Origin of the sequence: Sulfurimonas lithotrophica (genome assembly GCF_009258225.1) — a bacterium.
Classification (GTDB): domain Bacteria; phylum Campylobacterota; class Campylobacteria; order Campylobacterales; family Sulfurimonadaceae; genus Sulfurimonas; species Sulfurimonas lithotrophica.
Genome location: NZ_CP043617.1, coordinates 2,082,512 through 2,109,491, shown reverse-complemented (window position 1 = coordinate 2,109,491; position 26,980 = coordinate 2,082,512). Strand labels below are relative to the sequence as shown.

At 34.7% G+C, this 26,980-nt stretch carries 24 protein-coding genes; 15 read left to right on the top strand and 9 right to left on the bottom strand.

Annotation, left to right across the window (positions count from 1 at the left end):
- Nucleotides 1-14: 14 nt before the first annotated feature.
- Nucleotides 15-2,114 (bottom strand): hypothetical protein, encoded by a 2,100-nt coding sequence (locus FJR48_RS10555; RefSeq protein WP_152308090.1) that lies wholly within the window; start codon nt 2,112-2,114, stop codon nt 15-17.
- A gap of 188 nt (nt 2,115-2,302) precedes the next feature.
- Between FJR48_RS10555 and FJR48_RS10550 the strand changes: the two genes are divergently transcribed.
- The 9 genes from FJR48_RS10550 to FJR48_RS10510 all read left to right on the top strand — a co-directional run bounded on the left by FJR48_RS10550 (nt 2,303) and on the right by FJR48_RS10510 (nt 13,341).
- Complete coding sequence (locus tag FJR48_RS10550; RefSeq protein WP_152308089.1) at nt 2,303-3,223, top strand: branched-chain amino acid transaminase; 921 nt, start codon at nt 2,303-2,305, stop codon at nt 3,221-3,223.
- A gap of 182 nt (nt 3,224-3,405) precedes the next feature.
- Nucleotides 3,406-4,500: an SPFH domain-containing protein gene (locus FJR48_RS10545; protein WP_152308439.1), complete on the top strand. Its 1,095-nt coding sequence runs from the start codon at nt 3,406-3,408 to the stop codon at nt 4,498-4,500.
- Nucleotides 4,501-4,511: 11 nt separating this feature from the next.
- Entirely contained in the window at nt 4,512-5,192 is a 681-nt protein-coding gene (gene hisIE / locus FJR48_RS10540) for a bifunctional phosphoribosyl-AMP cyclohydrolase/phosphoribosyl-ATP diphosphatase HisIE (protein ID WP_152308088.1), read from the top strand.
- A gap of 2 nt (nt 5,193-5,194) precedes the next feature.
- Nucleotides 5,195-5,713 (top strand): DUF2393 family protein, encoded by a 519-nt coding sequence (locus FJR48_RS10535; protein ID WP_241856063.1) that lies wholly within the window; start codon nt 5,195-5,197, stop codon nt 5,711-5,713.
- Nucleotides 5,710-6,252, top strand: coding sequence for a DUF2393 family protein (locus tag FJR48_RS10530; RefSeq protein ID WP_152308087.1), 543 nt, complete (start codon nt 5,710-5,712; stop codon nt 6,250-6,252). The genes FJR48_RS10535 and FJR48_RS10530 overlap by 4 nt, the downstream gene beginning before the upstream one ends.
- Nucleotides 6,253-6,303: 51 nt before the next feature.
- A complete protein-coding gene (locus FJR48_RS10525; RefSeq protein ID WP_152308086.1) occupies nt 6,304-8,694 on the top strand; it encodes an efflux RND transporter permease subunit in 2,391 nt (796 codons plus the stop codon).
- A 6-nt stretch (nt 8,695-8,700) separates the two neighbouring features.
- Nucleotides 8,701-11,091 carry an efflux RND transporter permease subunit gene (locus tag FJR48_RS10520; protein ID WP_152308085.1) on the top strand — a complete coding sequence of 797 codons (2,391 nt, stop codon included), beginning with the start codon at nt 8,701-8,703 and terminating at the stop codon, nt 11,089-11,091.
- 36 nt (nt 11,092-11,127) lie between these two features.
- On the top strand, nt 11,128-11,910 hold the full coding sequence (locus tag FJR48_RS10515) for an outer membrane lipoprotein-sorting protein (protein WP_152308084.1): 783 nt from the start codon (nt 11,128-11,130) through the stop codon (nt 11,908-11,910).
- Between the two features lie 3 nt (nt 11,911-11,913).
- Nucleotides 11,914-13,341 (top strand): DUF1302 family protein, encoded by a 1,428-nt coding sequence (locus FJR48_RS10510; RefSeq protein WP_152308083.1) that lies wholly within the window; start codon nt 11,914-11,916, stop codon nt 13,339-13,341.
- Here the strand turns inward: FJR48_RS10510 and FJR48_RS10505 are convergent.
- From FJR48_RS10505 to purF, 6 genes are all read right to left on the bottom strand, one after another.
- On the bottom strand, nt 13,338-13,709 hold the full coding sequence (locus FJR48_RS10505; protein ID WP_241856062.1) for an EF-hand domain-containing protein: 372 nt from the start codon (nt 13,707-13,709) through the stop codon (nt 13,338-13,340). The genes FJR48_RS10510 and FJR48_RS10505 overlap by 4 nt on opposite strands.
- An 81-nt stretch (nt 13,710-13,790) precedes the next feature.
- The gene (locus FJR48_RS10500; protein ID WP_152308082.1) at nt 13,791-14,822 is read right to left on the bottom strand and encodes a hypothetical protein; all 1,032 of its coding nucleotides are present in this window, start codon (nt 14,820-14,822) and stop codon (nt 13,791-13,793) included.
- A 51-nt stretch (nt 14,823-14,873) separates the two neighbouring features.
- On the bottom strand, nt 14,874-15,941 hold the full coding sequence (locus FJR48_RS10495; RefSeq protein ID WP_152308081.1) for a sensor histidine kinase: 1,068 nt from the start codon (nt 15,939-15,941) through the stop codon (nt 14,874-14,876).
- Nucleotides 15,928-16,584: a response regulator transcription factor gene (locus tag FJR48_RS10490; RefSeq protein WP_152308080.1), complete on the bottom strand. Its 657-nt coding sequence runs from the start codon at nt 16,582-16,584 to the stop codon at nt 15,928-15,930. The genes FJR48_RS10495 and FJR48_RS10490 overlap by 14 nt, the downstream gene beginning before the upstream one ends.
- A gap of 13 nt (nt 16,585-16,597) precedes the next feature.
- Nucleotides 16,598-17,557, bottom strand: coding sequence for a tRNA modification radical SAM protein MnmL/YtqA (mnmL, locus tag FJR48_RS10485; protein WP_152308079.1), 960 nt, complete (start codon nt 17,555-17,557; stop codon nt 16,598-16,600).
- A gap of 6 nt (nt 17,558-17,563) precedes the next feature.
- Nucleotides 17,564-18,925 carry an amidophosphoribosyltransferase gene (gene purF / locus FJR48_RS10480; protein ID WP_152308078.1) on the bottom strand — a complete coding sequence of 454 codons (1,362 nt, stop codon included), beginning with the start codon at nt 18,923-18,925 and terminating at the stop codon, nt 17,564-17,566.
- Between the two features lie 159 nt (nt 18,926-19,084).
- Here purF and FJR48_RS10475 point away from each other — a divergent pair, with 159 nt between their 5' ends.
- Entirely contained in the window at nt 19,085-19,888 is an 804-nt protein-coding gene (locus tag FJR48_RS10475) for a J domain-containing protein (protein ID WP_152308077.1), read from the top strand.
- Nucleotides 19,889-19,893: 5 nt separating this feature from the next.
- Here FJR48_RS10475 and FJR48_RS10470 read toward each other — a convergent pair whose 3' ends face one another.
- Together FJR48_RS10470 and FJR48_RS10465 are read right to left on the bottom strand one after the other, a co-directional pair.
- Nucleotides 19,894-20,787: a DUF234 domain-containing protein gene (locus tag FJR48_RS10470; RefSeq protein WP_152308076.1), complete on the bottom strand. Its 894-nt coding sequence runs from the start codon at nt 20,785-20,787 to the stop codon at nt 19,894-19,896.
- A gap of 17 nt (nt 20,788-20,804) precedes the next feature.
- Nucleotides 20,805-22,076 carry a Y-family DNA polymerase gene (locus tag FJR48_RS10465; protein WP_152308075.1) on the bottom strand — a complete coding sequence of 424 codons (1,272 nt, stop codon included), beginning with the start codon at nt 22,074-22,076 and terminating at the stop codon, nt 20,805-20,807.
- A gap of 91 nt (nt 22,077-22,167) precedes the next feature.
- On the opposite strand from FJR48_RS10465, the gene FJR48_RS12205 reads away from it, so the two are divergent.
- The 5 genes from FJR48_RS12205 to FJR48_RS10445 are packed head-to-tail and all read left to right on the top strand — an operon-like array spanning nt 22,168 to nt 26,742.
- Nucleotides 22,168-22,326 carry a hypothetical protein gene (locus FJR48_RS12205; protein ID WP_188108579.1) on the top strand — a complete coding sequence of 53 codons (159 nt, stop codon included), beginning with the start codon at nt 22,168-22,170 and terminating at the stop codon, nt 22,324-22,326.
- 11 nt (nt 22,327-22,337) lie between these two features.
- Complete coding sequence (locus tag FJR48_RS10460) at nt 22,338-22,805, top strand: hypothetical protein (RefSeq protein ID WP_152308074.1); 468 nt, start codon at nt 22,338-22,340, stop codon at nt 22,803-22,805.
- A gap of 9 nt (nt 22,806-22,814) precedes the next feature.
- Entirely contained in the window at nt 22,815-23,705 is an 891-nt protein-coding gene (gene nfo, locus FJR48_RS10455; protein WP_152308073.1) for a deoxyribonuclease IV, read from the top strand.
- 53 nt (nt 23,706-23,758) lie between these two features.
- Nucleotides 23,759-25,000 (top strand): OmpP1/FadL family transporter, encoded by a 1,242-nt coding sequence (locus FJR48_RS10450; protein WP_152308072.1) that lies wholly within the window; start codon nt 23,759-23,761, stop codon nt 24,998-25,000.
- Between the two features lie 8 nt (nt 25,001-25,008).
- Nucleotides 25,009-26,742 carry an ATP-binding protein gene (locus FJR48_RS10445; RefSeq protein ID WP_152308071.1) on the top strand — a complete coding sequence of 578 codons (1,734 nt, stop codon included), beginning with the start codon at nt 25,009-25,011 and terminating at the stop codon, nt 26,740-26,742.
- The last annotated feature ends 238 nt before the right edge of the window (nt 26,743-26,980 follow it).

Below are 26,980 nucleotides of genomic sequence, written 5' to 3'. Positions count from 1 at the left end.
GTTAGTTTTTATAACTATCTAGCGTTACCTGCACCACCGTCAAATATACCTGAAAGAGTTGCATCGGAAGTACCTGTGATACCGTCATCCGTAGATGTACCGTTAATTGTTACATTCGTAAATGTTATGTTTCCGCCATCAACAGTATCTGAAGCTTCATCAGCACTTAATGAGTGGATAGCACCGTAAGCATCGTCAACGTTATCGGTAATTGTACCGTTAGAGAAGAATCCACCGATATTGTCTTTTTTGAAGTAGATTCCACCCTCTTTAGCAGATGCATTTTGAACAATAGTAAATCCATCAAATGTTGCGTGAGTCGTACCTGACATCTCGATAGCTGCATTACCTGATGTTTGTGTAATATTTAAGTTAGTTACAGTACCTGCATAACCGTCATCGATATCGAAGTGATCGTCTGTACATCTTGTGATGTAGATATTTGATAAATCAACAGTACCACCCCATAGTTCAATACCGTCATCATCGGAATTATCGATAGTGATGTTGTCAACCGTAGTTCCTGAACCGACACCAACAAAAGAAAGACCGTTAATCTCTTTATCTTGCTCCATTGTAATACCCGAGTTTAGGATTCTTATGTATGTTAATGTACCTGAGTTATCAGTTAAGTCAGTATCGCCTGCAACAAAAATAGGATTTACCTCATAAGGTTCAACTTGAGCATTACCTGCATTACCGATAATTGTAACACCACCCCATTGACCGACTGCAGGTGCTTCACCTTCAACAGCTACTTTAGTTGACGTAAAAGTAATTGGGTTTGCCGCAGTACCCGGAGCTTCAATTTTAGAACCTTTATCTATAACAAGATAAGATGTAGCTGCACCGTTACCGTCAAGTCCTGCTATTGTAGTTCCCGGCTCAATAGTTAAAGTAGCATTATTGTTAACAGTTACTAAACCGTCGATTATCCATAAAGTATCTGCAGTTAAAGTCTTGTTACTTGTTATATCCCCTGATAAAGTAGAACTTACCGTTGGAGCTTGAGCAATAGTATTTGTATTTCCTGCTTTAAACTTTGTCTCCAACGCTGCATCTGAAGTACCTGTAAATCTAGCACCGGTTGAAGTACCGCCGACTGTTACGTTCTCAAATGAAGTATTTGCGATATCGGCAGTATCTGAAGCTTCATCTGCACTTAATGAATGGATAGCACCAAAACTATCAGCCACGTTATCTATAATAACACCGTTTTTAAAGTGTCCTCCGATACCGTCTTTTTTGAAGTAGATTCCACCCTCTTTAGCAGATGTATTTTGAACAATAGTAAATCCGTCAAATGTTGCATGAGTAGTACCAGACATCTCGATAGCTGCATTACCAGATGTTTGTGTAATATTTAAGTTAGTTACAGTACCTGCATAACCGTCATCGATATCGAAGTGATCGTCTGTACATCTTGTAATAGTGATATTTGTCAAATTAACAGTACCACCCCATAACTCTATACCGTCATCATCTGAATTATCAACCGTGATATTTTCAATTGTAGTACCGCTACCGACACCTACTAATGAAAGACCGTTAATCTCTTTATCCTGAGCCATTGTAATACCCGAATTAAGAATCTCAACATATTTTAAAACACCTGAGTTATCGGCTAAGTCAGTATCGCCTGCAACAAAAGTAGGGTCAACTTCATAAGGTTCAACTTGAGCATTACCTGCATTACCGATAATTGTAACACCACCCCATTGACCTACTGCAGCGGCTTCACCATCAACTGCTACTTTAGTAGAAGTGAAAATAATAGGTTCAGCCTGAGTACCCTCAGCCATAATTTTAGAACCTTTATCGATTACTAAATAAGAAGTTGCACTACCGGTACCGTCAAGTCCTGCTACGGTTGTTCCCGGTTCAACTGTTAAAGTAGCGCCGTTTTTAACTACAACAAGCCCGTCCAATACCCATACTTTATCACTTGTAAGTGTCATATCGCTAGTGATATCACCTGATAATGTAGATGTTACAACAGGTGTAGAAGGTGTAGCTATTATAGGTGTGGAACTATCGCTACCTCCACAAGCCGTAAAAGACAATGCAGCTAAAGCGGCAACCGAACTAAGTAGAATTTTCTTTTTGATATTCATTTTGAACTCTCCATATTTGAATTGTCGAATTCTAAAACTGTTTTATTACATCAAAATCTCACTTTGGAAACAATATGGATACAAAATAAAAACACTCTAATACTTAATAAATAGTAATTTAGATAAAATATCGTTTATTATTTTTTTATATTCCCGATAGGTTTGGGAATAACAATTATGGAGACTAAATGGACGCAGCCAAATATATTTGGATGAACGGTAAATTTATAGCATGGGATGATGCAAAAACTCACGTTCTCTCGCATACTTTACATTACGGCAACGGTGTTATTGAAGGAACAAAGGCATATAAAACTAAAAAAGGTTATGCAATTTTTCGTTTGAATGAACACACAAAAAGACTTAAAGAATCTGCTAAAATGACTTTGATGGATATACCTTATTCTGTAGAAGAGATGAATCAGGCACAGATTGATTTGATTAAGAAAAATGAATTTGAAGGGGATAATGTATATATCCGTCCTTTTGCATTTTTGGGTTACGGCGTTATGGGTGTTTACCATAAAGATGCACCTGTTGAGACCGCTATTGCCGCTTGGGAATGGGGAGCATACCTTGGTGAAGAGGGTCTTCAAAAAGGTATTAAACTCAAAATCGCATCTATGACCAGACCTGCAAATACTTCAAACATGGGTAAAGCAAAAGCTGTGGCAAACTATTTAAATTCTCAGATGGCAAAATACGAAGCTATTGACTGCGGATATGACGAGGCACTTTTATTAGACGATCAAGGTTATGTTGCAGAAGCAAGCGGAGCTTGTTTTTTTATGGTTAAAGACGGCGAAATTATTTCACCTCCAAATGATAACTCACTAGCATCTATTACTCAAAAAACAGTTATAGAAGTTGCACAAGATATGGGTTATAAAGTAACTCGTAGAAGAATCTCTCGCGAAGAGATATATGTAGCTGATGAAGCATTTTTAACCGGGACTGCTGCGGAGATTACACCTGTAGCATCCGTAGATGCAAGAAAAGTAGGTATTGGAAGCCGTGGTGAGATAACAGAAAAAATCCAAAGTACTTATTTTGATATAGTATTTGGTCGCAATTCAAAGTATGAGCACTATCTGACTTATATCGACTAAGTATAAATTGCACTAGTGCATTGGGCTTTCTGCCGAAGCTGTCGCAAGACTCTCTGTGAGAAAACCTAGTGTTAACGTAGGAAATGGAATTACTTCCATTTTCGTTCAACATAGATAGGGAAGGTTCCCTTAAATTTATGAAATAAATTAAAGGAAAAAATATTATGAAAGAGAATATAACAATGGCTTCGGATATGAACGACTATTTTAATAAAAAGAAATCGCAAGGCGGCGGCTTTGGCGGTGGAGGAAACTCAGGCGGCGGAAACGGCGGCGGAAAAGGTCCCGAGATGCCAAAACTGGATTTTAACTTCGGCGGCGGAAAAGCGGGTATGATTTATTTTTTAATTGCCGTAGTTCTACTTTTAGTTTTAGCGAAACCTTTTGCAATCATCGAAGAGGGTGAACGCGGAATTTTAAGCACCAACGGTAAGTATTCGGACAATGCACTACTTCCGGGGCTACATTTTGTTATTCCCGTGATTCAAAAAGTATATATAGTAGATACACGTGTGCGTATTATTAACTATGCATCACGTATTGAAGCTAGCGGCGGTAGTAATTCAGGTATTAATTCTAAACCTGCCGTAACTGTACTTGATAAACGTGGTCTTCCCGTATCAATTGAACTTACTGTTCAGTACAGACTTAATTCACAGTTTGCTGCTCAGACTATTTCAAATTGGGGATTTAGCTGGGAAGATAAAATAATCAACCCTGTTGTTCGTGATATCGTTAGAACCGTTGTAGGTAAATATGACGCGGAATCTCTTCCACAACTTCGTAATCAAATAGCTGCCGAGATTGATAAAGGTATTCGTGATAATATTGAGAGTTTAAAAAATTCACCTGCAGATTTACAGTCAATTCAACTTCGTGAAATTATCTTACCACCTAAAGTAAAAGAACAAATAGAACGCGTACAAGTTGCAAAACAAGAGGTTCAACGTGCCGAACAAGAAGTACAACGTGCTAAACAAGAGGCATTAAAACGTGCAGCTGAAGCTGAGGGTATTGCTCAGAAAAAACGTATTGAAGCTCAAGGTAAAGCGGATGCCGTAACTATTGAAGCTAAAGCACAAGCTCAGGCAAATAAAATAATTGCACAATCTTTAACACCTAAACTTTTACAATTAGAGCAGATTCAAGTTCAAGGTAAATTCAACGAAGCGCTTCAAACAAACAAAGACGCAAAAATCTTTTTAACTCCTGGCGGTTCAACTCCAAACATCTGGGTTGATATGAAAGATAAGCAACAAAGAACAACTGCTAAATAATGGCAAAAATAATGCAAGAGATATTAAACAGAGTAGATTGGGAGAAGCAGGAGCTTCTTCCCGTTATTGTTCAAGATGTCGATTCAAATGAAGTTTTGATGCTTGGCTATATGAATAAAGAGGCACTGGAGCTATCCCTAAAAACAAAAACAGCACACTATTTTTCACGCTCAAAACAGCGTATATGGAAAAAAGGCGAGAGTAGCGGACATACTCAAACAATACACTCATTTAATATAGACTGCGATAACGATACCCTTCTTATAAAAATTACGCAAAAAGGCGTAGCTTGTCATACGGGCAGACCTTCGTGCTTTTTCACAGAACTTGAATCAGGTAATATAAACTCAGAAGTTGAAGTTCAAAGTGAGGAACTTTACGGAGTGATTGATACTCTGTATCACACGATACAAGAACGTAAAAATGCAGATCCGAGCGAGTCTTGGACAGCTAAACTTTTAAGTAAGGGCGATAACACTATACTTAAAAAAGTAGTTGAAGAAGCAGGTGAGTTCTCTTTTGCTTACAAAGATAACGACGAGCATGAGATGATTTACGAAGCGGCTGATTTGACGTATCATATGTTAGTGGCACTCGCAGCTAAAAATATATCGCCCGATAGAATCAAACAAGAACTCTCCCGAAGGTTTGACATGAGCGGAATTGCAGAGAAAAACTCCAGGAAAGATTAAAAGTGAATATTCAAAGGAGAATAAATACGGTTATAGATAACTTGATTGTTCAAGACTATATATTGTTTGGCTCCGTATTTGTTCTCTTTTTACTTTTTATGATACTTGCCATAGTATTTAGAAAAAGAAAAAAAATATCTTTTTTTCTTGTCACATCTGCTTTGCTTATATTTTTTCTCGGTCCGACACTCGGTTATATGCAGATGCACAAGTTTTTATTTAAAAACGAAGTAAAGCTTATCAGTGAGAAAAAACTTGAGTTCACAAAAGCAATAGTGATTAAAGGTAGTTTGAAAAACCTTTCAGACAGAGACTTTAGTGCATGTAAAATTACGGCTACAGCCTACATAAAAACTTCAAACGAATACAAAAATTATATTTTAAGATTAAAACCTATACAAAAATCGTCGATAGTTGAAGAAGATATTAAAAAAGATCAAAGTAAAGAATTTAAAATGTTTGTAGAACCTTTTGTGTATAACAAAGAGTATGATATCGGCTTAGAAGCGAGTTGTAAATGATTACCTTGTTTAATATGTGGCACTATATTGTAATTTTAGTCGTAACGCTTTTATATGCAGGCGGTGTAATCGGTGCTTTAAAACAACCAGTTAAAAAATTAAGAGTACCTATGATTATTTCTTTTAGTTTAATCATGCTTCTTGTTGCAGGTTTTGCATTGGTAACGGTAGATAAATATACAAAAAAAGTCGAACTTTATAAATTTGATAACAAAAGATTGCTTAGTATAGAAAAAATTGTCTATACCGGTATTGTAAAAAATGAAGGCAATTATGAAATAGGTGAAGTAACACTTGAGATAAAAATAGTAAATAAAGCCAGAGAGATGGGAAAAAGAGCAAGTTTCTTTACACCTAGCGGTTTTGCTGATTTTTTTAGCGGAGGTGCTAACATATTATACAGGCCTCAAAATATCGTTAAAACTTTTGTTGTTGCAAAAAATCTTAAACCGGGAGAGGCAAAGTCCTTTAGAATTTATTTTGATTATCCTCCATATTTTAAAAATGTATCTCAGTTTGCAAAGGTTTACGGGCATTAACGATGCTTTAATGCCGCTCTTGTAAAGTTTCATAAATTAATCGGAGAATTTATGAACTGGCGAACCAAAAGTGAAAACAAACTTAAAAAAATGGGTGATTTTATAGGTCAAAACCCTAAAAAAATCATCTTTATAATGCTAAGCTTTAGCATCCTTTTAATCTCAAATCTGCCAAAAATAACTATTGATACTTCAACTGAAGGCTTTTTACATAAACAAGACCCCGCACTTATACTTTACGAAGAGTTTAAAGAACAATTTGGTCAAGATGAAAAAATTATGGTGGTTATAAAAACAAAAGATATTTTTGATATAAGTTTTTTAAAAAAACTACGAAAGATACATAATGAATTAGAAAACAGTGTACCGCATCTCAATGATATAACTTCACTTTTAAATGCCAGAAATACAAGAGGGGAAAATGAAACACTTATAGTAGAAGATTTAATAGAAGTTATTCCCGATACAAAAGATGATGTAGAAAAAATCCGTTCATTGGCAAACAACAATATTATGTATAGAAACCTTCTTTTAAATCCGGAGAATACTCTAACTACGATTATACTTGAACCTAGTGCTTATGAGGGAAACAATAATATAGATGCACTTGCAGGATTTACGGATAAGGGGAATGAAGAAAAATTAGAGTTTTTGAGTGATACTTCAAAAAGCGAGATGGTAGATGCCGTAAATAAAATCAAAGATAAATACTCAAGTGAAAACTTTGAAGTAGTAATAGCGGGCTCACTAGCAGTAAATGACTACAATAAAAAGTCAGTTCAAAAAGATATGCAAAAGTTTGTAAAACTTGTTTTACTTATGATGATGATATTTTTATTTATAGTCTTTCGCAGAGTATCGGCAATATTTTTACCGATTTTTATTGTAGCTATATCCCTACTTAGTACAATAGGCGTTATGGCTTACGTGGGTACGCCTATTACGATTCCTACTCAAATACTTCCATCTTTTTTACTTGCAGTGGGCATCGGAGCAGTCGTGCATCTGCTTGCTATGTTTTATAAACATCTTAATGAAAACGATAACAGACTAGAAGCTATATCTTATTCGCTTGGGCACTCAGGGCTTGCTATTATTATGACCTCTCTTACAACGGCGGCGGGACTTTTGTCTTTTTCAAGTGCAGAGATAGCACCTATTGCGGACTTGGGAGTTTTTGCTGCACTTGGAGTTATGATAGCCCTTTTAAACACCATAGTATTTTTACCTGCCATATTAGCACTGCTTCCGATTAAAGCTCCAAAAAAAGCCGAAAAAGCAAAGTCTAAAAAAATAGATGCTTTTTTAGATTCAATTGCCGTTTTTTCATTTGCACATGCAAAAAAAATAGTTATTGTGAGTATTTTTATATTTATAGGTTTTATATATGCAGCTACTTTTGTAGAATTTAAACATGATCCACTTTCTTGGCAACCCGACAATTCTCCTATAAAACTCTCGACTGACATGGTTGATCATGAGCTAAGAGGTTCCGTGACCATGGAAGTTATAATAGATACAAAAAAAGAAAACGGTCTTTACAACTCGGAACTTTTACATAAGATAGATGCTCTAGCTCAAAAAGCACAAGAGATACAAAACGACGAATACTTTGTAGGAAAAGCTTGGAGTGTAGCCGAAGTTTTAAAAGAGATACATAAAGCACTTCATAATAATGATGACAAATATTATGCTATTACAGACAACGATGCTTTGATTCCTCAAGAATTTTTACTCTTTGAAAACAGCGGAAGTGATGATTTGGAAGATGTAGTTGATAGTATGTTTTCCAAAGCAAGAATCACATTTAAATTACCTTGGATGGAAGCGGGTCAGTACACAAAACTTAGCGATGAAATAACCTCCATGGTTGAAGATGAGCTTGGGAGTAGTGTCGAAGTTAGTGTAACCGGTATGGTTCCGCTCTTTCAAAGAACACTTAGTGCAGCTATGGATTCAATGGCTGTTAGTTACATAATAGCTTTTATATTAATTGCTATTATGATGACTATACTTTTAGGAAGCGTAAAAATAGGTCTAACGTCTATGATTCCAAATATACTTCCTGTGATTATGTCATTAGGATTTATGAGTATGGTAAATATGCCTCTTGATATGTTTACTATGCTTGTGGGTGCGATTGTGATAGGGCTTAGTGTAGATGATACGGTGCATTTCTTTCATAACTTTGCAAGATATCATCATATGGGACATAACGTCAAAGAATCCGTAGAATATACGATGGTAGGAACGGGACGTGCACTTGTAGCAACTACAATAGTGCTTTCACTCGGTTTTTACGTATATATGTTTGCAACTCTTAATAATTTGATAAATTTCGGTATCTTAGCAGGCGGAGCTATAACGATAGCTCTTTTTTCAAACATATTGCTTGGACCTGCATTGCTTACTTTGATAACCAAAGATAAAAATTTGAAGTAGTATATTATGAAAAAAAATTGGCGATTATCGGTAGAAGAAAAGTTTGAAAATTTTTCTAAGCTTGTGATTAAACACAGGCTTAAAACACTTGTTTTTTTATTGCTGATAGTTGTATATATAGCATCCAATCTTCCAAAAATAACTTTTGATACGTCCACGGAAGGTTTTTTGTACAAGGATGATCCGCAAATTGTTATGTATGATGCGTTTCGTAACCAGTTTGGACGGGATGAAAAAATAGTAATAGCCATAAAAACTAAAGATGTATTTAACAAAGAGTTTTTAAAAAAGCTTTTTACTTTGCATAAAGATATAGAAGAAAATCTGCCCTACATTAAAGAGGTTACTTCACTAAAAAATGCCAGAAAAACTATTGGAAACAAAAATGAACTTATAGTTGAAGATTTATTTCAAAACTCTATACCCGAAGATGCAAAAGAGTTGGAAAAAATTAAAAAGTTTGTAAAAAACAATCAAATTTATCAAGATTTGTATATAAATAAAGATGCCACCTTTACTACAATAATGATTAGTACAAATACTTATACATCTTTGGGCTCAAATAACTTTGATCCTTTACTTGAAGGTTTTGATGAGCAAAGTTCAAATAAAAAGTTAGACTTTATTACGGTTGAGGAGACAAACGAGCTAATTAGCAAGTTAGAACATATGCTAAAAAAATATGAAGCCGATAACTTTAAAATATACGATGCAGGCTCACCTATAGTTACAAAAAATTTGCAGACCAGTTTAATGAAGGATATGTCCACTTTTATTTTATATGTTGTTTTAACTATAGCAATATTGCTTTTTTTAACTTTTAAAAAAATAAGCGGAATTATTATACCGCTGTTTGTCGTTATTTTAACTCTGCTAAGTACGATTGGGCTTATGGCTTTGTTTGGTTATCCAATAACTTCAATGACACAAATTTTACCCTCTCTTCTTTTAGCCGTATCAATAGGCGACAGTATCCATATTCTCTCAATTTTTTACCATAAATATGATGAAAGCGGTGATAAAAATCTTGCTATTAGCTATGCTATATCCCATTCGGGACTGGCGGTATTTATGACCTCTGTCACTACTGCGGCGTCACTTGCATCTTTTGCCATATCGGATATTGCACCCGTTGCCGCTCTTGGTATATTTTCTGCAATAGGTGTAACGATAGCTCTGATTTTTACCATAGTATTTATACCTATTATGCTTTCATTGTTTCCTATTAAACATAGAGTAAAAGACGAGGATAGTTTTCTTGACGCTTTTATGATAAAAGTTGCAAACTTTTCAATAAACTATTATAAAAGTATAGTTGCATCATCTTTGATTGTTATAGTCGTCTCCCTTGTTTTGGCTTCTCAGATGCATTTTTCACACAACCCTTTGCATTGGTTTAAAAAAGATAATAACGTCAGGGTAAATACCCAAACTATAGATAAAGAACTCAGGGGTTCTATAAGTATAGAGGTGGTACTCGATACAAAAAAAGAAAACGGTGTTTACAACCCTGAATTTTTAAATAAAATTCAAAAAGTTACAAAAGAGATATATACCTATAAAGGAGAGAATTATTTTATAGGTAAGATTGTAACAATTAACGATGTTTTAAAAGAGATAAATATGGCTCTTAATGAAAACAAGCAAGAGTTTTACAAAATTCCACAAAATCAAAAGTTGATTGCACAGGAGTTTTTACTTTTTGAAAATAGCGGAAGCGATGATTTAGAAGATATAGTAGATAACAGATTTTCAAAAACAAGAATTTCCATCAAAGCACCGTGGGTAGATTCCGTGGAATATGTGGAACTAATAAAGAAGTTGGAGACTCTTTTAAATACTGAGTTTAAAGATTTGGCTGAAATATCGATTACCGGAACTCTGCCTATACTCTCAACCACGATTACAAAATCTATAGAGAGTTCAATCGAGAGTTACATAATCGCTTTTGGCGTAATAGCTTTGCTTTTAGTAGTATTAATCGGTAGTTTTAAACTTGGTTTTTTAAGTATGATTCCAAATCTGACTCCCATAATGTTTGCACTTGCTTTTATGGTTTTTTATAATCTTCCTTTGGATATGTTTACGATTTTAATAGGAGCTATAGCCATAGGTATGGTTGTTGATGATACAATCCATTATATGCATAATTTTAAGCGTTATTATATAGTGCACAAAAATATAGACGAGGCTATTAGACTTACGCTTCATTCAACGGGAAGGGCAATATTAATCACTTCTGTTGTTCTAAGTTCAGGCTTTTTGGTTTTTATGTTTGCAAGTATGAACAACCTGTTTAATTTTGGTCTAATAACCGGTATTACGGTTTTAGTAGCTATGTTTACCAACTTGGTTTTAAGCGGTTCTCTTATTAAGATGTTCTTAACAAATCGCTAATACGCCAATGATATAATATTTCACAAAGGATAAAAAATGATATTAAAAATACTTTTAAGTACAAGTTTGCTGCTAAGTTCGGCTTTTGCCATTACGGGTCTTGAAGTGGCACAAAAAGTTCATGACCGTGAAGATGGTGATAACTCCACTTCAAATATGACTATGACGCTTATTGATAAAAGCGGACAAAAAAGAGTAAGGGAGTTAAAAACTTTTACCAAAGATAAAGGAGATGATGAATTAAAACTAATGTTTTTTCTCTCACCGGCAGATGTTGAAAATACTGCGTTTTTGACTTATGATTATGATGATTCGGATAAAGATGACGATCAGTGGCTATATCTGCCTGAGTTAAAAAAAGTAAAAAGAATAGCTTCAAGCGATAAAAGTTCCTCTTTTATGGGGAGTGATTTTACATACTCGGATATGACAAGCAGAAACGTCGAAGATTATACATATAAGATTATGAAAGAAACACAAGTCGATGGACATAAAGTTTGGCAGATGCTAGTTGTTCCAAAAACTAAAAAGACCATAGATGAGACAGGTTATACTAAGAGTATTATCTTTGTGCGTCAAGATAATTTTGTGATTGTTCAGGCACTTCATTATGTAAAAATCGGGAAAAAATTAAAGTATATGAAGGTATTGGAACTTGAAAAAATTGAAGGTGTTTGGACTGTCACAAAGATGCAGATGGTAACAAAAAAAGGGAGAAAAACTTTGCATAAGACACTTTTTGAATTCCGTGATATTAAGTACAACCAAGACTTAGAGGAATCGTTTTTTGAAACACGCACACTTAAAAAAGGTCTCTAAAAGATGCAAAACAAACTCCTAAATGTTTTTATAGTTTTTTTATTATCTGCATCTTTTATATATGCAGATACAAACATAGAAGATGACTTGGCAGGATTTAGCGATGGGGATGTATCTGCTGAGATAAGCGAGGAGTTTGATGCCTTAGACGGGTTTAGTGATGATGCTTTTAGCGATGATGTGATAACAAGTAAAGAAAAAAAGAATCAGGGGAAACAAAGTTTAGTAAAATTAAGTGGAGACATAGCGTTTAAAACTGCTTACGGTGTTAAAAATCATAAAGTAGATTCACTGCAATATAGAGGTTTTAACAAGGTACAAACTGCTTTATATCTTCAACTTGATGCAAAGCTAAACGATAATTTTAAACTTCGCATTAGCGGGGATGCTTTCTACGATGCCATATATGACCTGCATCCAAATACAAACTACAGTGACGATATACTCGATGCATACAAAACCCAGATTAGGTTTGATGATGTATATATTCAAGGCTCACTATTGGATAATCTGGATATAAAATTCGGTCGTCAAATTGTTATCTGGGGAAAAAGTGATTCATTGCGTGTAACGGATGTTATCAACCCTCTTGATAATCGTGAACCCGGACTTACGGATATAGAGGATTTAAGACTTCCGACTACTATGCTAAAGCTTGATTATTACGTGGGTGACTGGGAACTCTCCGCTATGGCTATAGCCGAGAGCAGGGTAATGATAGAAGCACCTGCAAGAAGTGAGTTTTTTAATGTGGATGCAGTTTTTCCAAGTGCACCGAGACCGTTTTTGGATTTGGATGAGCCAAGCACTTCGGTGGATAATATGCAGTATGCATTTGCCGCAAACGGAATCTTTACGGGCTGGGATTTATCGTTTTATGCAGCTGACGTGTTTGATCAAAAATGGCATATAAAAAATAACAAACGGATAGTCTCAAAGGTAAAAATGGCAGGCTCTGCTTTAAATGTTGCATATGGGAGCTGGCTTTTAAAAACAGAACTTGCATATCTTAAGGGCGTAAAATACAATACGACTACAGATGCAAAAAATCGTTTAGATATATTGGTCGGTTTTGATTATATGGGCTTTAGAGATACGACGATTACATTTGAAGTTGTAAACAGGCATATATATGATTATGAAGCTCAGATGCAGTACCTTTCAGACTTTGTAGAAAAAAATGAGTTACAAAGTGCGTTTCGTTATACGAAGAGTTATTTAAACGATACACTAGATATATCTTTTCTTTTAAACATATTTGGCTCATCGTTTCAAAACGGTGGGTTTGGAAGAGTTTGGTTTGAGTATGATATCGTGGATGCAGTGGGTGCAGAGTTTGGTTATGTGGATTACATAAGCGGAGATAAACCGCTTATGGATTCAAATAAAGACAACGATAGGATATTTGCCGAGTTAAAATACAGTTTTTAACGCGGACCTTTACCCATCATTCCGCCGCCCATTTTATTGCTTCGTCTCTCTTGCATCCTCGCATTTTGACCATCTGTAAGCTCTTTTTGCGTAAGCTTTCCGTCACCGTTTGCATCAAAAAAACTAAAGTCCGGTGCATTTGCCGCATTACGCATAGGGCGACCCGATTCTTCACGCATCTTCATACGTTTTTCACGTAGTTCATTGAACTCTTTTTTTGTAACAAGTCCATCACCGTTTGTATCATACGATGAAAAAGGAACAGGTCCACGCATCGAAGGGTTCATAGCTTCAACAGCTAAAACAGGGATACTTAACATAGAACTTAGAAGTGCAAGAGAAAAGACTTTTTTGATTAAAGTTTTCATAATAGTTCCTTTACTATATAGAATGGAAAGATTTTTATAAATCAACTTTAACTATTAGCATACAATTATACACCTAAATTATTAAATGGCTAAGTCAATTTCATGGACTGAATTAACTTCGCCGTTTTCTTTGAGATATATGGAACTTTGTTTCATTTTGGCAAGAGTATTGGCGTTGTTGTCCATATACTCAAAAGGTGTCATAACGCTTTTAAGATATATAGCTCCTATATTTTTATCTCTGAGCGTGTACAAGTTTTCCTTGCCGTTTTCATCTTTTGTCCAAATTAGAAGCTTATCGTAAATCTCGTCATTTTCATCTATCCAGTGATTGTTGTCAGTATCATAAGCAGACAATTCTTTAAAACCGTTACCGCTTTTTGGTCCAAAAAGTTCCGAGCCGTCATTTATTTGTCCGTCGTTATTTTTATCTAGTGCCAAAAAACCGCTACCGTTCGCTACAAACGAAAAAGTATCGCTTTTATCATCTAAATCCAAATCAAAACTATGCGTAATATTACTCAGTTCTAGCGGGCTTTTTCCGAAGTTGATTACAAGAGGATCAATCAAAGCATCACCGGCTTTAAAGCTGATATTTTCATCTATATGTATCTCTTTATTAATACTTAGGGCAAATGAAAACTCTAAAGATTCTCCGTTTTGTAGCTCTACTTTGCCTTGTGCGGAAAAATTTGTAGATTCTTTAAATAGTTCATGTCTCTCATAACGATAATCAATTCCCCAACCAAGAAGATTATTTTCTTCCTTTTGCTTATGTGTGTTTATCGAGGTTTTATCCGTGTTATTGTAAGAAAATCTTTTTAAAAACGATATGTCTATTTTCTCACCCGTCAATGCTTCAATGGCAAGAATTATTTGCAGAAGTTTCGGGTCTGTTATAATCTCATCAAGCTTATCGTTTAACTCTTTTAACTTAGTTTCGTTTTGTTGCAGTTGTAAAAAATCCTTTGATAGTACCATCTCGTCCATCTGTAGTAGTCTTTGAGGGGCATCTTCTGCTCTATTCCATACCTTTAGTTCCTCTTTTTGACTAAACTCATGATGTTTGGAATGTGAACTATAAAGGTCAACATCCGTGTTTATAACCTTCATATCTAATCCTTTAGTATCATACTTAGATATCGGCATAAAGCTATTTACGATTTAGTTGAAAGTGATTTTAAAACAACTTCCTTCATTCTCTTTTGAAACTACGTCTATTTTTATATTCATGGCATCGCAAAGTCTTTTTGTTATATCAAGACCGATGCCGTGACCCGATTCATGTTCTTTGTAATCTCTCAAAAATACGGAGGATGGATTTTTTATACCGATGCCGTTGTCCTCTATATATAAAATATCTTTGTTCATATATATTTTTACAAAAGCTTCTTTATCCCTTGAAGAGTATTTAGATGCATTTGAGATTAGATTAGAGATAATCTGTCTAAAAGCATCCTCGTTTACGTTGGCAAAATATTCAACTTCTAATATCTCAAATCTAATTTTAGGATACTCTTTTTTGTAAAGTTCTATAGTGTCGTTTATAACTTTGAATATATCTACATTTTGCATATTTAGAGAGTTTTCTTTTAGAAGTATTGTAAGGTTTGAGTTAAGCGAGTGTATGTCTTTGACGTTTTGGGAGATTCTATCTAAGTACTTGTTTGAAGCAAAATTTTTGTCTTTTTTTAAAAGTTTCATATTTAATAGTATCGATGTTATAGGCGTGTTTATATCGTGTATTAAATCTTTTGAAAAATTATCTAACCTAACAACAGCTTCATGCATTGGTCTTAAAGCCATTTTTGATAAAAAGTAACTTATAGATGCAAATATACCAAGCAGAAGAATTTGGGATATGATTATCTTAGACTTTAAGTTAAATATTTTTTCATCAAACAACTTTTTAGGCTTTTTTATAATCATATATTCATCTTTCCAGTTATGCGGAATATATTTTACAAAATAATCTTTTTTTATTTCAAAATTACCTATATTAAAATTAGAAAAATCCATCTTTTTTATTTTATGCGTGATATCCGTATTTTGTTTTGGTGTTTTTGTTTTAAACATTCTTGCATAGTCCAGCATCTCAAAGTTTTCATCTTTTAAAAACTCTTTTTTTTGCTCTAAATAGTAAAAATGTCCCGATATTAAAATAAGTAATGCCACACTTCCGAAGTAGATGCTGAAAAATTTTATAAACGCTTTTTTATCATGCCTTAACAAGTCTGTACCCTATACCTTTTAGAGTTTGAATCTCAAGACCGACTTTTCTGAGCTTTGATATATATACCCTAAGTGCACCTTCACTTGATTCACCTTCAATATCAAGTTCATATAAAATATCTTCTTTTTGAAGTGTCTTGTCTATATTTTGAAACAGAATGGTACATAACTTTTTCTCTTGCGGAGTTAAGCTTACAAGTTTATTGTTCTCATCGTAAAGTTCATTTGCAGATATTTTATATGTCAAGTTTTTGTAGCTAAGGGTATCTTCGTATGTTTTAAAAACTTTTCTAAGTTGAGCTTGGATGCGGATAAGCAGTTCATCAAAATCAAATGGTTTTTTTATATAGTCGTCCGCTCCGACTTCAAAACCTTTTGAGAGTGATGCTACGTCATCTAAGGAGGTTAAAAAGATAGCAGGGGTGTGACAACTGTTTTCTCTTAGCAACTTTAGTAATTCAAAACCGCTAAAGTCAGCCAGATTTACGTCAAACAAAAATATATCAAAACTATTGTTATAACTTAAATCCAAAGCAGTTTGTGAGTTTTGGGCTAAAAAAACTTCATACTCTTCACCCTCAAGCAGTTCTTTGAGAGTATCTGCAAGAATTTTATCATCTTCTAAGAGTAAAATTTTAGCCATATCTAAACCTTAGTTAATATTTTAAACCTACCATTTTTAGTGCTTTATTTATATTTCTTACTTGTTGGTTTCTGTCTCTGCACCACTCCGGTGCTAAAAGTGAAACATCGTCAAGTCCTGCGGTTATTCTTTGAACATTTACGTGAGGAGGTTTTAATATAAGGGATTGTATAAGTACATCAAGATAGTCCATTTCCCCAATCGGTGTAAATTCCCCACGGTTATATTCGTTTGCAAGGGCAGTTTTTTTCACTACGTAAAGAGGATGATATTTTACAGAATCAATTCCCCACTCATATGCCTCTTTAGCAGTTTCAATCATCATCTTTTTATCTTCGCCGGGAAGTCCGAAGATTAGATGTCCGCAAACGTTTAATCCTGCTTTTTTAGACTTTAGAATCCACTCTTTTACGTTTGCACTATCGTGTCCTCGATTTATTCGTTTAAGAGTTTCATCATAAACTGATTGAATTCCAAACTCAATCCAGATCTCTTTATCTTTACTTAGCTTAGCTAAATATTCAAGTGTTTCATCTGTTATAGAATCACTTCTTGTTCCGATGCTAAGACCTACGACATTCTCAAAGGTCAAAGCTTTGTCGTAAAGTGCTTTTAGGGTAGGAAACGGTGCGTAAGTATTTGTAAAAGATTGAAAATATACAATAAATTTTTTAGCACCGTAATCTTCATATTGACGTTTGCTTATTGCGTTAAACTGAGATTCGAGTTGTGCTAATTGTTTATCTAAAAACGGGTTTTCTTTGGAGTCTAAATTTAAGTGAAAACCCTTTAGTTCTTTTGTTTCACCCGTAGAAGCACTAAAAGAATCGTTTTCACAAAAGGTACATCCGCCTTTTGCTACGGTGCCGTCAATATTTGGGCAGGTAAATCCTGATATATTGATGCCGACCTTATAAACTTTGCAACCAAACTTGTCTTTTAGGTATCTACCGTAGGTAAAAATTTGTTCCATACTTATTTATACTATATATTTACCCGTAAAACAAGCTGTACAGTATTTCTCATCACCGTCTTTTGCACCTACGCTTCTTAAAAGTGCAGCTTCGTCTATATATGCAAGTGAGTCTGCTTGAATAAATTCGCAAATCGCGTCTTCGCTCATATTTGCAGCTATAAGGTTTTCTTTATCAGGTGTGTCAACTCCGTAAAAACATGGATCCGTAGTCGGTGGTGAAGATATACGCATATGAACTTCGCTTGCACCTGCTTCTTTTAGCATCTTAATAATTCTTAGTGATGTAGTTCCGCGAACAATCGAGTCATCTATAACGATTACACGTTTTCCTTTGATTAAATCAACCATAGGTGAGAGTTTCATTTTAACTTTCAAATCACGCATCTCTTGAGTAGGTTCGATAAAAGTACGACCTATATAGTGGTTACGCATAATACCCATCTCATATGGAATTCCACTCTCTTGAGAGTATCCGATAGCAGCAGGGACACCACCATCGGGTACCGGTATAACCAAATCAGCCTCTACGGGTTTAACTCGGGCTAACTCTTTACCCATCTCTTTTCTGGCTTTATAAACACTCTGACCAAAAACGTGCGAATCGGGACGAGCAAAATACACATACTCGAATATACAGTGCTTTGGAGTCGGTTCATAGATTTTGATACTTTTTGGTTCCCTGCCTTCAGAAAACACAAGTAGCTCACCGGGCTCTACGTCACGGATAAATTCGGCTCCGACCAAATCAAAAGCACAAGTTTCACTTGCAACTATATAACCGCCGTTTTGCAAACGACCAAGGCTTAGAGGACGAAATCCAAAACGGTCACGCATAGCAAACATTTTAGTACGGCTTAAAAAGACTAACGAAAAAGCACCTTCGATTCTTTGAACGGCATCTATAATACGGTCAATAAGTTTTTCTTTTTCACTTTTTGCAATAAGGTGGATAAGATTTTCAGTATCCATATAAGATTGAAAAATAGCACCTTTTTTGATTAAATCATCACGTACCTCTTTTGCATTTGTCAGATTACCGTTGTGAACAATAGCCATCTCTCCCAAGTCGTATCTTGCAAATACGGGTTGAGCATCCAAGATAGAATCGTCACCTGCAGTTGAATAACGCGTATGACCGATTGCAGAAGACCCGCTTAGTGTCTTTAATTTTTGCTCATCAAAAACACGGGTAACCAAACCCCTTTTTTTAATCGTATGAAGTTTTTTATCATCGGCTGAAGATATTCCGGCAGCTTCCTGACCACGATGTTGAAGTGAATGAAGTGAGAAGTAGGCAAGTTTAGAAGCTTCCTTATGTCCAAAAACACCTACAACAGCACACTTTTCGTTTACATTTTCAAGCAATATAAAGTCCTCAAATAGAATTAATCGAATTATACTAAATTTACTCCAAGAGAAGTTTAAATTTTAATATTATTTTTTTAATATGATATTTTTGACATGGAATAAAAAATGCTTTAAAATCTTTAATAATTAAGAAAGTAATTTGTAAAAGGTAGAAATATGGATATAGTTTTACGCAACAACCTTATACTTATTAGAACAGAATTTGACACTCTAAATACGCATTGGATGAAAGAATTTTTGAACCACCATTCAAGAGGTATGCTTTTTTTGGAAAAAGCGGTTTTAGTATTTAGAAATGAGACGTTAAGTGAGATTAGAGAAGAGTTTATAAAAAAACTTTCACGCCATCATGCAGAAGTTCATGACTACGAACATGAGTTCTTTTTGCGTTCGATGCTTAAATACGGTACTCAACCGATAAAGATCGAGTTGGATAAACTCGAAGATCCTGAAGTCGTAAAAGTTAATCTTTATGCATATGACAAACATACTGTTTTAATATCTTTAGATTATCCAAACTCATGGGTGTTGAGTTATATGCGCTCACAACTAGAAGTATATGTAGAACGTGGAACAGATATGTCTTTGGTAGTTGACGTGAGTGATTACAAAGCAAAAGCGAGGCTAGAGCGTACTTTAAACAAAAGACATATTTTACACTATCAAATTCAGTATATATACGACAATAAATTTATGAGTAAACTCTACAGTGATTTTGCAAACTATAGTTTTGGTGATTTATGTAAAGATGTAGAAGAAGAAGAAAACAAAAAATTCTACATGGTACTCGAATGTCCTATAGGTGCTTCTCAGGATGCACTAAAGAAAAGTTATAAAAAACTGGCTAAAGTTTATCATCCGGATAAAATCATACATGAATCGCCACATATGATTACACACTATACTCAGAAATTTCAACTTCTTCAAGAAGCATATGAAGCCTTAAGGATAGTTTCGTAAAAAAATTATCTGCTCTTTAGCAGTGCTTTAAAATCTTTTGCGGTATAGAGTGCTATATCTTTTCCTGCCATAGATTCAAGCTCCTTTGAAAAACCACGTTTACTAAAGAGTAAGATTTGTGTCGGGGCAATACCCAGTTTCTCACATTTGTCTTCGAGTTTATTTAACTCTTTTTTGTTAACTTTGTGATTTGTCCATTTGCACTCGGCTACATATACGCTTCCGTTATCCGTGAGGGTTAATATATCTATTTCCAAGTTCATATCCCAGTAACTTCCGCTGCTGAGAATTTGAGAATCCCTTAGATTGTAGTTTAATAAAAGCTCAGATAACTCTTCAAAAACCAAAGATGTATATTGATTTTGTTTTTTATTAAAATTTTCAAAGAAGTTTGCATAATCTCCGGCTTTTATTTCATTAATATGCGGGATTATAAAATAAAACCAAAAACGCAAATACGGGTATGTAAATAAGACCTTATCCGATATTCGATGCCGTGCAAGTTCTCTTTTCACTTTTGTTTCTTGCAACTCTTTAGGATGTACCTCACGGGAGTACTCCACCTCTACTACACCTCTTTCTTGCAGGTATTTAAGTGCAGCACCGCCGTTAGAGTTGTTTAAACCGGCTCTTTTAAAAGCAGAAAATATACGCCTGTCACCGACTGCTAAAGCATTTAGAAGTCTGATGTTTATAGGGTTACTGTGTGTATGTCTTTCAATACTTCTTGAAATCTCATCAAAGTTGTCAAATATATGAATACGTATAAGTTCAGTTATATGCATCGATGAGTCAATCTCTATATCGAGACCTCCAAAGACTGCAAAGTATTCTATAAGCTCTTCCATATCATCAGGATAGTTTTTAAAGTAAAAATCTCTAAATTGGTCTAAAAGCATTTAATAGTTATTTATCCTTATAATTCACTACCCCATTTTAACATATCCAAACCGTATTTTTCTCTTAGTTTTTGATTATGTTTTGTAAGACTCTCCATTTTTTCATCTTCTGCAAAGTTTATAAGAGATAGTTCTCTTTTTGAATGATGTGTAAAACCCGAACAGTTTATACTCAGACGTATTACACAAAGTCGTTTATGTATATCCGCCTCGTTAAATAAAGAGATGCAAAGTGAATCAAACTTTTTTTCCGTAAAACGCTCACACAAAGAGATGTTTTTATGCGATTTTTGATTCATCTCATAGCGGATGCCAAGATGATAAACAGTAGGAATTACACCAAGTTTTCCAATTGCAAAATTAAGATGCCTTGCCAAAATATGGATGCGGCGTCTGAGTTCGGCTCTATCGTAAATAGGCTCAATTGTACGTGATATGCCTATACTTTTTCTCTCATGTTTTGTTTGTATCTGTGCATCACTTATGCCATCTACGCGTTTGTAAAGCTCTTTGGCATATGGACCCCAACTCTCCAAAGTTCCACGGCGTTTGCGAAGCTCGCCGAGTGTAAAAATTTGTGCAGATGCAAGGCGTTTTGACATACTCCTTCCTATTCCTGCAAAATCTTGCACCTTTATTGGGTTAATAAACTCATCAAAATTATATTCGTTTATAAGTTTGCATCCAAAAGGTTTTGCATAACTGGTTGCCATTTTTGCAATATATCTTGTTTTTGCAGCTCCTATTGAAACAGGTAGCTTTAACTCTTTTTTTATCTCATGCCTTAAGTTGTCTATAAAAGCTTCTACATCTTCATCTTCTATCCAACCTTTTAAATCTCCGTAAAACTCATCTATACTTGCTTGTTCTATTAAAGGTATGCGCTCTTGCAAAAACTCATGCAATTCGTGTGAGAGCTTTTGATACAGAGACATATTCGGTGCTTTTATTATCAGATGCGGACAAAGTCTTAGTGCATCTTCTATTCGCATAGCGGTTTTCACTCCAAATGCACGTGCCTCGTAGCTTGATGTAGTTAAAATACCGCGTATTTTTCCGTCACTGTCTCTAAAAGCATCCAAATCATCATCTTTTGTCTCATATGCTTTAAAAAAGGTCGGTACGAAACTTCCGGAATTTTGTAAATTTACACTCTGGTTTTTGGCATCTGTATCAAAGATCTTTGTATCGCTTCTACCGCCTATGGCTACGGCTTTGTGTTCCAAGCTTACATCTATAGTACGAATGGCACTTACAAAAAAGCAGTCTATATCTATATGAATTTTCATATAATAATAGTAGTATAATTTTTTTTCTTGATTTAAAAATATGTCAAATTGACAAAAATTTACTATAATTTCAAAAAATATGGAGATAAGTATGGCACAAGTACCTAACGATATTGGTTGTGACAATCAAGAATGTATAGCAAAAGACGAATGTAAAAGAAATGAAATATATAAAGATAAAACAGCTCGCGAAATAAAAACATTTGGCGGAACACCGACAAAAAAATGCGGTAAGTTTTTACAAAAATAAAAATTTAAATTATGAAATATTTTTTACTAGCACTAATTTTATTTTTTTCGGCTTGCAGTATAAAAGAGTATAAACATACGCAAAGTAAGATTATTATCATAAAATCACCAAAGATAAAGTTTGCCGATGTCGGTTACGTACGTAATTTGGACAATGCAATAGAATTAGAACTTTTTATGGCAGGCAAAAGTATAAAGAAGATTGCTATTAACCATCTTATATGCGTAGATGAAGGTTGTATGAGTAAAAGCGGATTTAACCAAGCATATTTGCATCCGTCATACCCCTCTGAACTGCTTCAAAATATACTTTTGGCAAAACCTATATACAATTCAAAAAACTTAGAAAAAACAGATTCGGAATTTGTTCAAAAAATAAAAAATGAAGAGGTAGATATAAAATATAAAGTTAGTTCAAAAACTATATTTTTTAAAGATAAAAAAAATAATATCATTCTAAAACTTAAAGAGATAGAATAAAGGAACTAAATGGGTAATAATAAGTTTGTGGGTGCACACACAAGTGCAAGCGGCGGAGTTTTTAATGCGGTTAATAATGCGGTAGATATCGGGGCAAAGGCATTTGCACTTTTTACAAAAAATCAAAAAAGGTGGGATGCTAAACCTTTTGATGCAAAAACTCTTGATATGTGGTTTGAAGCACTTGAAAAATCCGGCATCCAGCCAAAGCATATACTTCCGCACGACAGTTATCTTATAAACTTAGGACATCCAGAAGAGGAAAAACTTCAAAAAAGCCGTGATGCTTTTATAGATGAGCTTCAGCGTTGTGAGGTTTTAGGACTTGATAGACTTAACTTTCATCCGGGAAGCCATCTTGTAAAGTTATCGGCTAAAGAGAAAAAAGACGAGGTGTTTTTAGCTGATGTGGAAAACAGATGTTTAGATGTAATAGCAGAATCAATAAATATAGCTTTAGATAAAACTTCAAATGTAAAAGCAGTTATTGAAAATACGGCAGGTCAGGGTACGAACCTCGGTTATACATTTGAGCATCTGGCTTACATTATAGATAAGGTCGAAGATAAAAGCCGTGTGGGTGTATGTATCGATACCTGTCATATGTTCGTTGCAGGTTACGACATAAGAACCCGCGCGGCATACGATAAAACATGGGGCGATTTTGATAGGATCGTAGGTAGTGATAAGTTAATGGGGATGCATATAAACGACTCTAAACCGCCTCTTGGAAGTAAAAAAGACAGACACCACTCTATAGGTGAGGGTGAAATAGGGCTAGATGCATTTAAGTTTATAATGAATGATGAGCGTATGGATGATATTCCTCTTGTACTTGAGACAATAAATAGTGACATATGGAAACAGGAGATTGAGTTATTATATTCTTTCGTGGAATAAGTTAAGGTATTATTTTGTATTATGGGGGCTTGCAGTTAAAAGGGAGAATAAAAATGAAAAAAATTGCTTTAGTATCTTTAATAGCTAGTTCAGTGTTAATGGCGGGTGGTTACAAAATACCTGAAACATCTACAAATGCCGTGGCACTAGGGGCTGCAAATATTGCACATAATCATGAAAATGCAGATGCAGCATATTATAATCCTGCAAAAATGGTATTTATGAAAGATCAAAACTATCTTGAAGTAGATGCAATGTATATCGGCTTGGATAAAATCAAATATACGGGTACGGTAGCTTCAACAGGACCTTATAGTTTAAAGTCTGAAAAAGAAGACTTTTTTGTTCCTTCACTTAATTACGTATCATCGAAAGTCGGCGAACATAATGCAAGAGTAGGTATCAGTGTTACAGTTCCGGGAGGACTTTCTAAAAGATGGAAAACAGCACCTGCTAAAACTTTCGCAGAAGAGTTTACCCTTGAAGTTGTAGAAATAAATCCAACCATAGCAATTCAGTTAAGTGAAAACTTAGGTTTTGCAGCAGGTTTTAGAATAGTAGATGCCGAAGGTGTTGTAAAGAGTAATGGTGTGATGAACATACCTACTTTAGGTGGACTTGGTACTGCTTCTCGTGATATGACCGGTGATACGGTAGATACAGGATACAACTTGGCATTGGCTTATCAGGGAACAGACTTGGAGCTTGGTCTAACATACCGTTCAAAAGTAAACTTGAGTGTTGAAGGAAATGCAAACTTGACAACGAGTTATCTTGGAGGTTCGGTTTATAACTCAAAGGCTAGTGTATCTATTCCTTTACCGGCTGCTTTATCTTTAGCGGCCGCTTATAACTTCACTCCAAATACAACGGTCGAATTTGTTTATGAGAAAAACTATTGGTCTGCATATAAAAGTTTAGATTTTGATTATGACGGCACGGAAGGTGTCGCTTTAGGTGCTATTTTTGGTTCTCCAATAAGTAAAAACTGGAAAGATACTATAGCATATCGCTTAGGTGTTACACATAAAATGGATAAAACTACTTTGATGGCAGGTATTGTTATCGATGAGACGCCTGTACCTGATGCAACTATTGGTTTTGAGTTACCTGATTCTGATAGTATATCAGTCTCTTTAGGTGGAAGATATGAAGTGAATAATAAACTTGATATAGGACTTTCGGGATTATACTCGATGCGTGAAGACAGAACAGTTAACAATGCAACTTTAAGCGGTAAGTTTGCAGACTCCAACGTACTTCTTGTTTCTATGGGTATAGGATATAAATTTTAAGGATTTTTTTGAACACGTTAGTTGATTTTTTAAATGAAAAAAATGTAGTAAAATCACAAATATATGCACAGTTAAAATGTAGTGAGAATGAAGCAAAAATATTACAATATTTGGCTAAAAAATATGTGCAGGGTAATGATGATATTTTAGTTTTAGATATTTTACAAGAACTTTTTGGTTCAGAGAAGTATGAATATCTTGCTCATTTAGCAGAGATTAAAAATTTGCTTGAACTCGGTTGGTTAAATCAGCAGAGTTTTACGCCCATAAAGATAGCCGAAGTTACTCCGCTTGAACTTTTAAATACGGCAGTCGGCTTGGCTGCTTCGTTTTTGAGACTGATGCAAGACGTAACGGCAGAGATGGATTTGCCTGAAGCCAAACCGTATATAGACCATCTTGAATATCTTCAAGACCAATTTTTTAGAATAGAGTTGTACCAAAAAATAAGTTCTATTCGCCAAAACGTGCATGAGCATTCACTTGGAATAGAACGTGTTCAAAACAAACTAAAACTTTTAGAAGCAAGAATTGAGCAAAGGGTTGAACAAACCGAAGAGAAACTTGTCCTAGATAAATTTTTTAAACAAAAGAAGATGGAAGGGCTTGAACAGGTTATATTCATAGCCCTTTTACGTGAAGAGTACTCTGCTACGGATGCATCTTTAAGAGAGATGAATACTTTAATTGATTTAATCTCTATCGATGAGTATGATCGTATAAAAAACCGTTCACTTTTAGAAGAAGGTTCACACCTTTTAAGTGAAGGTATAATCGACTATGAAGAGATGCTAAACCCTTTTGGCGGTATCAGCCGTGCTTTTTATATAGCCGATGAGGTGCTTCAAAGCATAATACATCCAAATAAAAACAAAAAAGTTACACGTTTAAAACTAAATGCGCTTATAGATGAACAGGATATTTTTGAACTGGTTGAGCCTACAACGACACTTGATGATGTTGTACTTAGCACAGATACAAGATCTACACTTGATAATCTGATGCGCCAAGTCGATAAAGAGGTGGTTTCTCGTCTTATAGAATGGGGTGTAAAAGATAAAAAACGCGGAATTGATGCGCGTATTATTTTTTACGGTTCAGCGGGAACAGGTAAGACTATGACTGCATATTCACTTGCAAAATCGCTAAAACGTCAGGTACTTGCGTTTGACTGTTCAAAAATTCTTTCTATGTATGTCGGCGAGAGTGAAAAAAATGTACGTAAAATATTCGATACCTTTTACGATTTAACAGAAAAAACAAAAACCGAACCTATACTGCTTTTAAACGAGGCTGACCAGTTTTTAGGTTCACGCTCAAGCGGAAATATAACAGGCTCAGACCAGATGCATAATCAGATGCAAAATATATTTTTAGAACAGATTGAAAACTTTAGAGGGATGCTTATAGCTACGACTAACCTTTTGGAAAACATAGACAAAGCATTTTCAAGACGTTTTAACTACAAGATAGAGTTTAAAAAACCAAATGAAGCCCAAAGAAAAGAACTTTGGGAAAAGATGCTTCCTAAAAAAGCACCATATGAGAAAGGTTTTTCAATTGATAAACTGGCAAAATTTCCACTATCAGGCGGTCAAATTAACTTAATAGTTAAAAATACGGCTTATAAAGTTGCGGTTGAAGAAGAACCTATATTTAAAATGCAAGATTTTATAGATGAAATTCAAAAAGAGAAAGCCGGAAATTTTGATTCGGAAAAAGTAATGGGATTTTTAGAATAGTTACAAAAATTCCATATTTGTTATATTTATGATAAGAAACTATTACTTTTCTACACATATTGGTAAATAACGATTTTTTTCAGTGTTGCAAATCGTGACACAACTTCATTCTTATTTATTTTCACAAGTTTATTTAATACTCTTTTTGATATAGTGCAAGTAACTGTTTTTTCTATGGTTGTACTTTTTGAATTTTAAGGGCAAAAATTAGAAAATCATAAGACAAATATAAGGATAG

Bases quoted from the DNA above. Each gene is read 5' to 3' on its own strand.
- FJR48_RS10555 (WP_152308090.1), bottom strand. From the start codon at position 2,114: ATGAATATCAAAAAGAAAATTCTACTTAGTTCGGTTGCCGCTTTAGCT.
- FJR48_RS10550 (WP_152308089.1), top strand. From the start codon at position 2,303: ATGGACGCAGCCAAATATATTTGGATGAACGGTAAATTTATAGCATGG.
- FJR48_RS10545 (WP_152308439.1), top strand. From the start codon at position 3,406: ATGGCTTCGGATATGAACGACTATTTTAATAAAAAGAAATCGCAAGGC.
- hisIE (WP_152308088.1), top strand. From the start codon at position 4,512: ATGCAAGAGATATTAAACAGAGTAGATTGGGAGAAGCAGGAGCTTCTT.
- FJR48_RS10530 (WP_152308087.1), top strand. From the start codon at position 5,710: ATGATTACCTTGTTTAATATGTGGCACTATATTGTAATTTTAGTCGTA.
- FJR48_RS10525 (WP_152308086.1), top strand. From the start codon at position 6,304: ATGAACTGGCGAACCAAAAGTGAAAACAAACTTAAAAAAATGGGTGAT.
- FJR48_RS10520 (WP_152308085.1), top strand. From the start codon at position 8,701: ATGAAAAAAAATTGGCGATTATCGGTAGAAGAAAAGTTTGAAAATTTT.
- FJR48_RS10515 (WP_152308084.1), top strand. From the start codon at position 11,128: ATGATATTAAAAATACTTTTAAGTACAAGTTTGCTGCTAAGTTCGGCT.
- FJR48_RS10510 (WP_152308083.1), top strand. From the start codon at position 11,914: ATGCAAAACAAACTCCTAAATGTTTTTATAGTTTTTTTATTATCTGCA.
- FJR48_RS10505 (WP_241856062.1), bottom strand. From the start codon at position 13,709: ATGAAAACTTTAATCAAAAAAGTCTTTTCTCTTGCACTTCTAAGTTCT.
- FJR48_RS10500 (WP_152308082.1), bottom strand. From the start codon at position 14,822: ATGAAGGTTATAAACACGGATGTTGACCTTTATAGTTCACATTCCAAA.
- FJR48_RS10490 (WP_152308080.1), bottom strand. From the start codon at position 16,584: ATGGCTAAAATTTTACTCTTAGAAGATGATAAAATTCTTGCAGATACT.
- mnmL (WP_152308079.1), bottom strand. From the start codon at position 17,557: ATGGAACAAATTTTTACCTACGGTAGATACCTAAAAGACAAGTTTGGT.
- FJR48_RS10475 (WP_152308077.1), top strand. From the start codon at position 19,085: ATGGATATAGTTTTACGCAACAACCTTATACTTATTAGAACAGAATTT.
- FJR48_RS10470 (WP_152308076.1), bottom strand. From the start codon at position 20,787: ATGCTTTTAGACCAATTTAGAGATTTTTACTTTAAAAACTATCCTGAT.
- FJR48_RS10465 (WP_152308075.1), bottom strand. From the start codon at position 22,076: ATGAAAATTCATATAGATATAGACTGCTTTTTTGTAAGTGCCATTCGT.
- FJR48_RS12205 (WP_188108579.1), top strand. From the start codon at position 22,168: ATGGCACAAGTACCTAACGATATTGGTTGTGACAATCAAGAATGTATA.
- FJR48_RS10460 (WP_152308074.1), top strand. From the start codon at position 22,338: ATGAAATATTTTTTACTAGCACTAATTTTATTTTTTTCGGCTTGCAGT.
- nfo (WP_152308073.1), top strand. From the start codon at position 22,815: ATGGGTAATAATAAGTTTGTGGGTGCACACACAAGTGCAAGCGGCGGA.
- FJR48_RS10450 (WP_152308072.1), top strand. From the start codon at position 23,759: ATGAAAAAAATTGCTTTAGTATCTTTAATAGCTAGTTCAGTGTTAATG.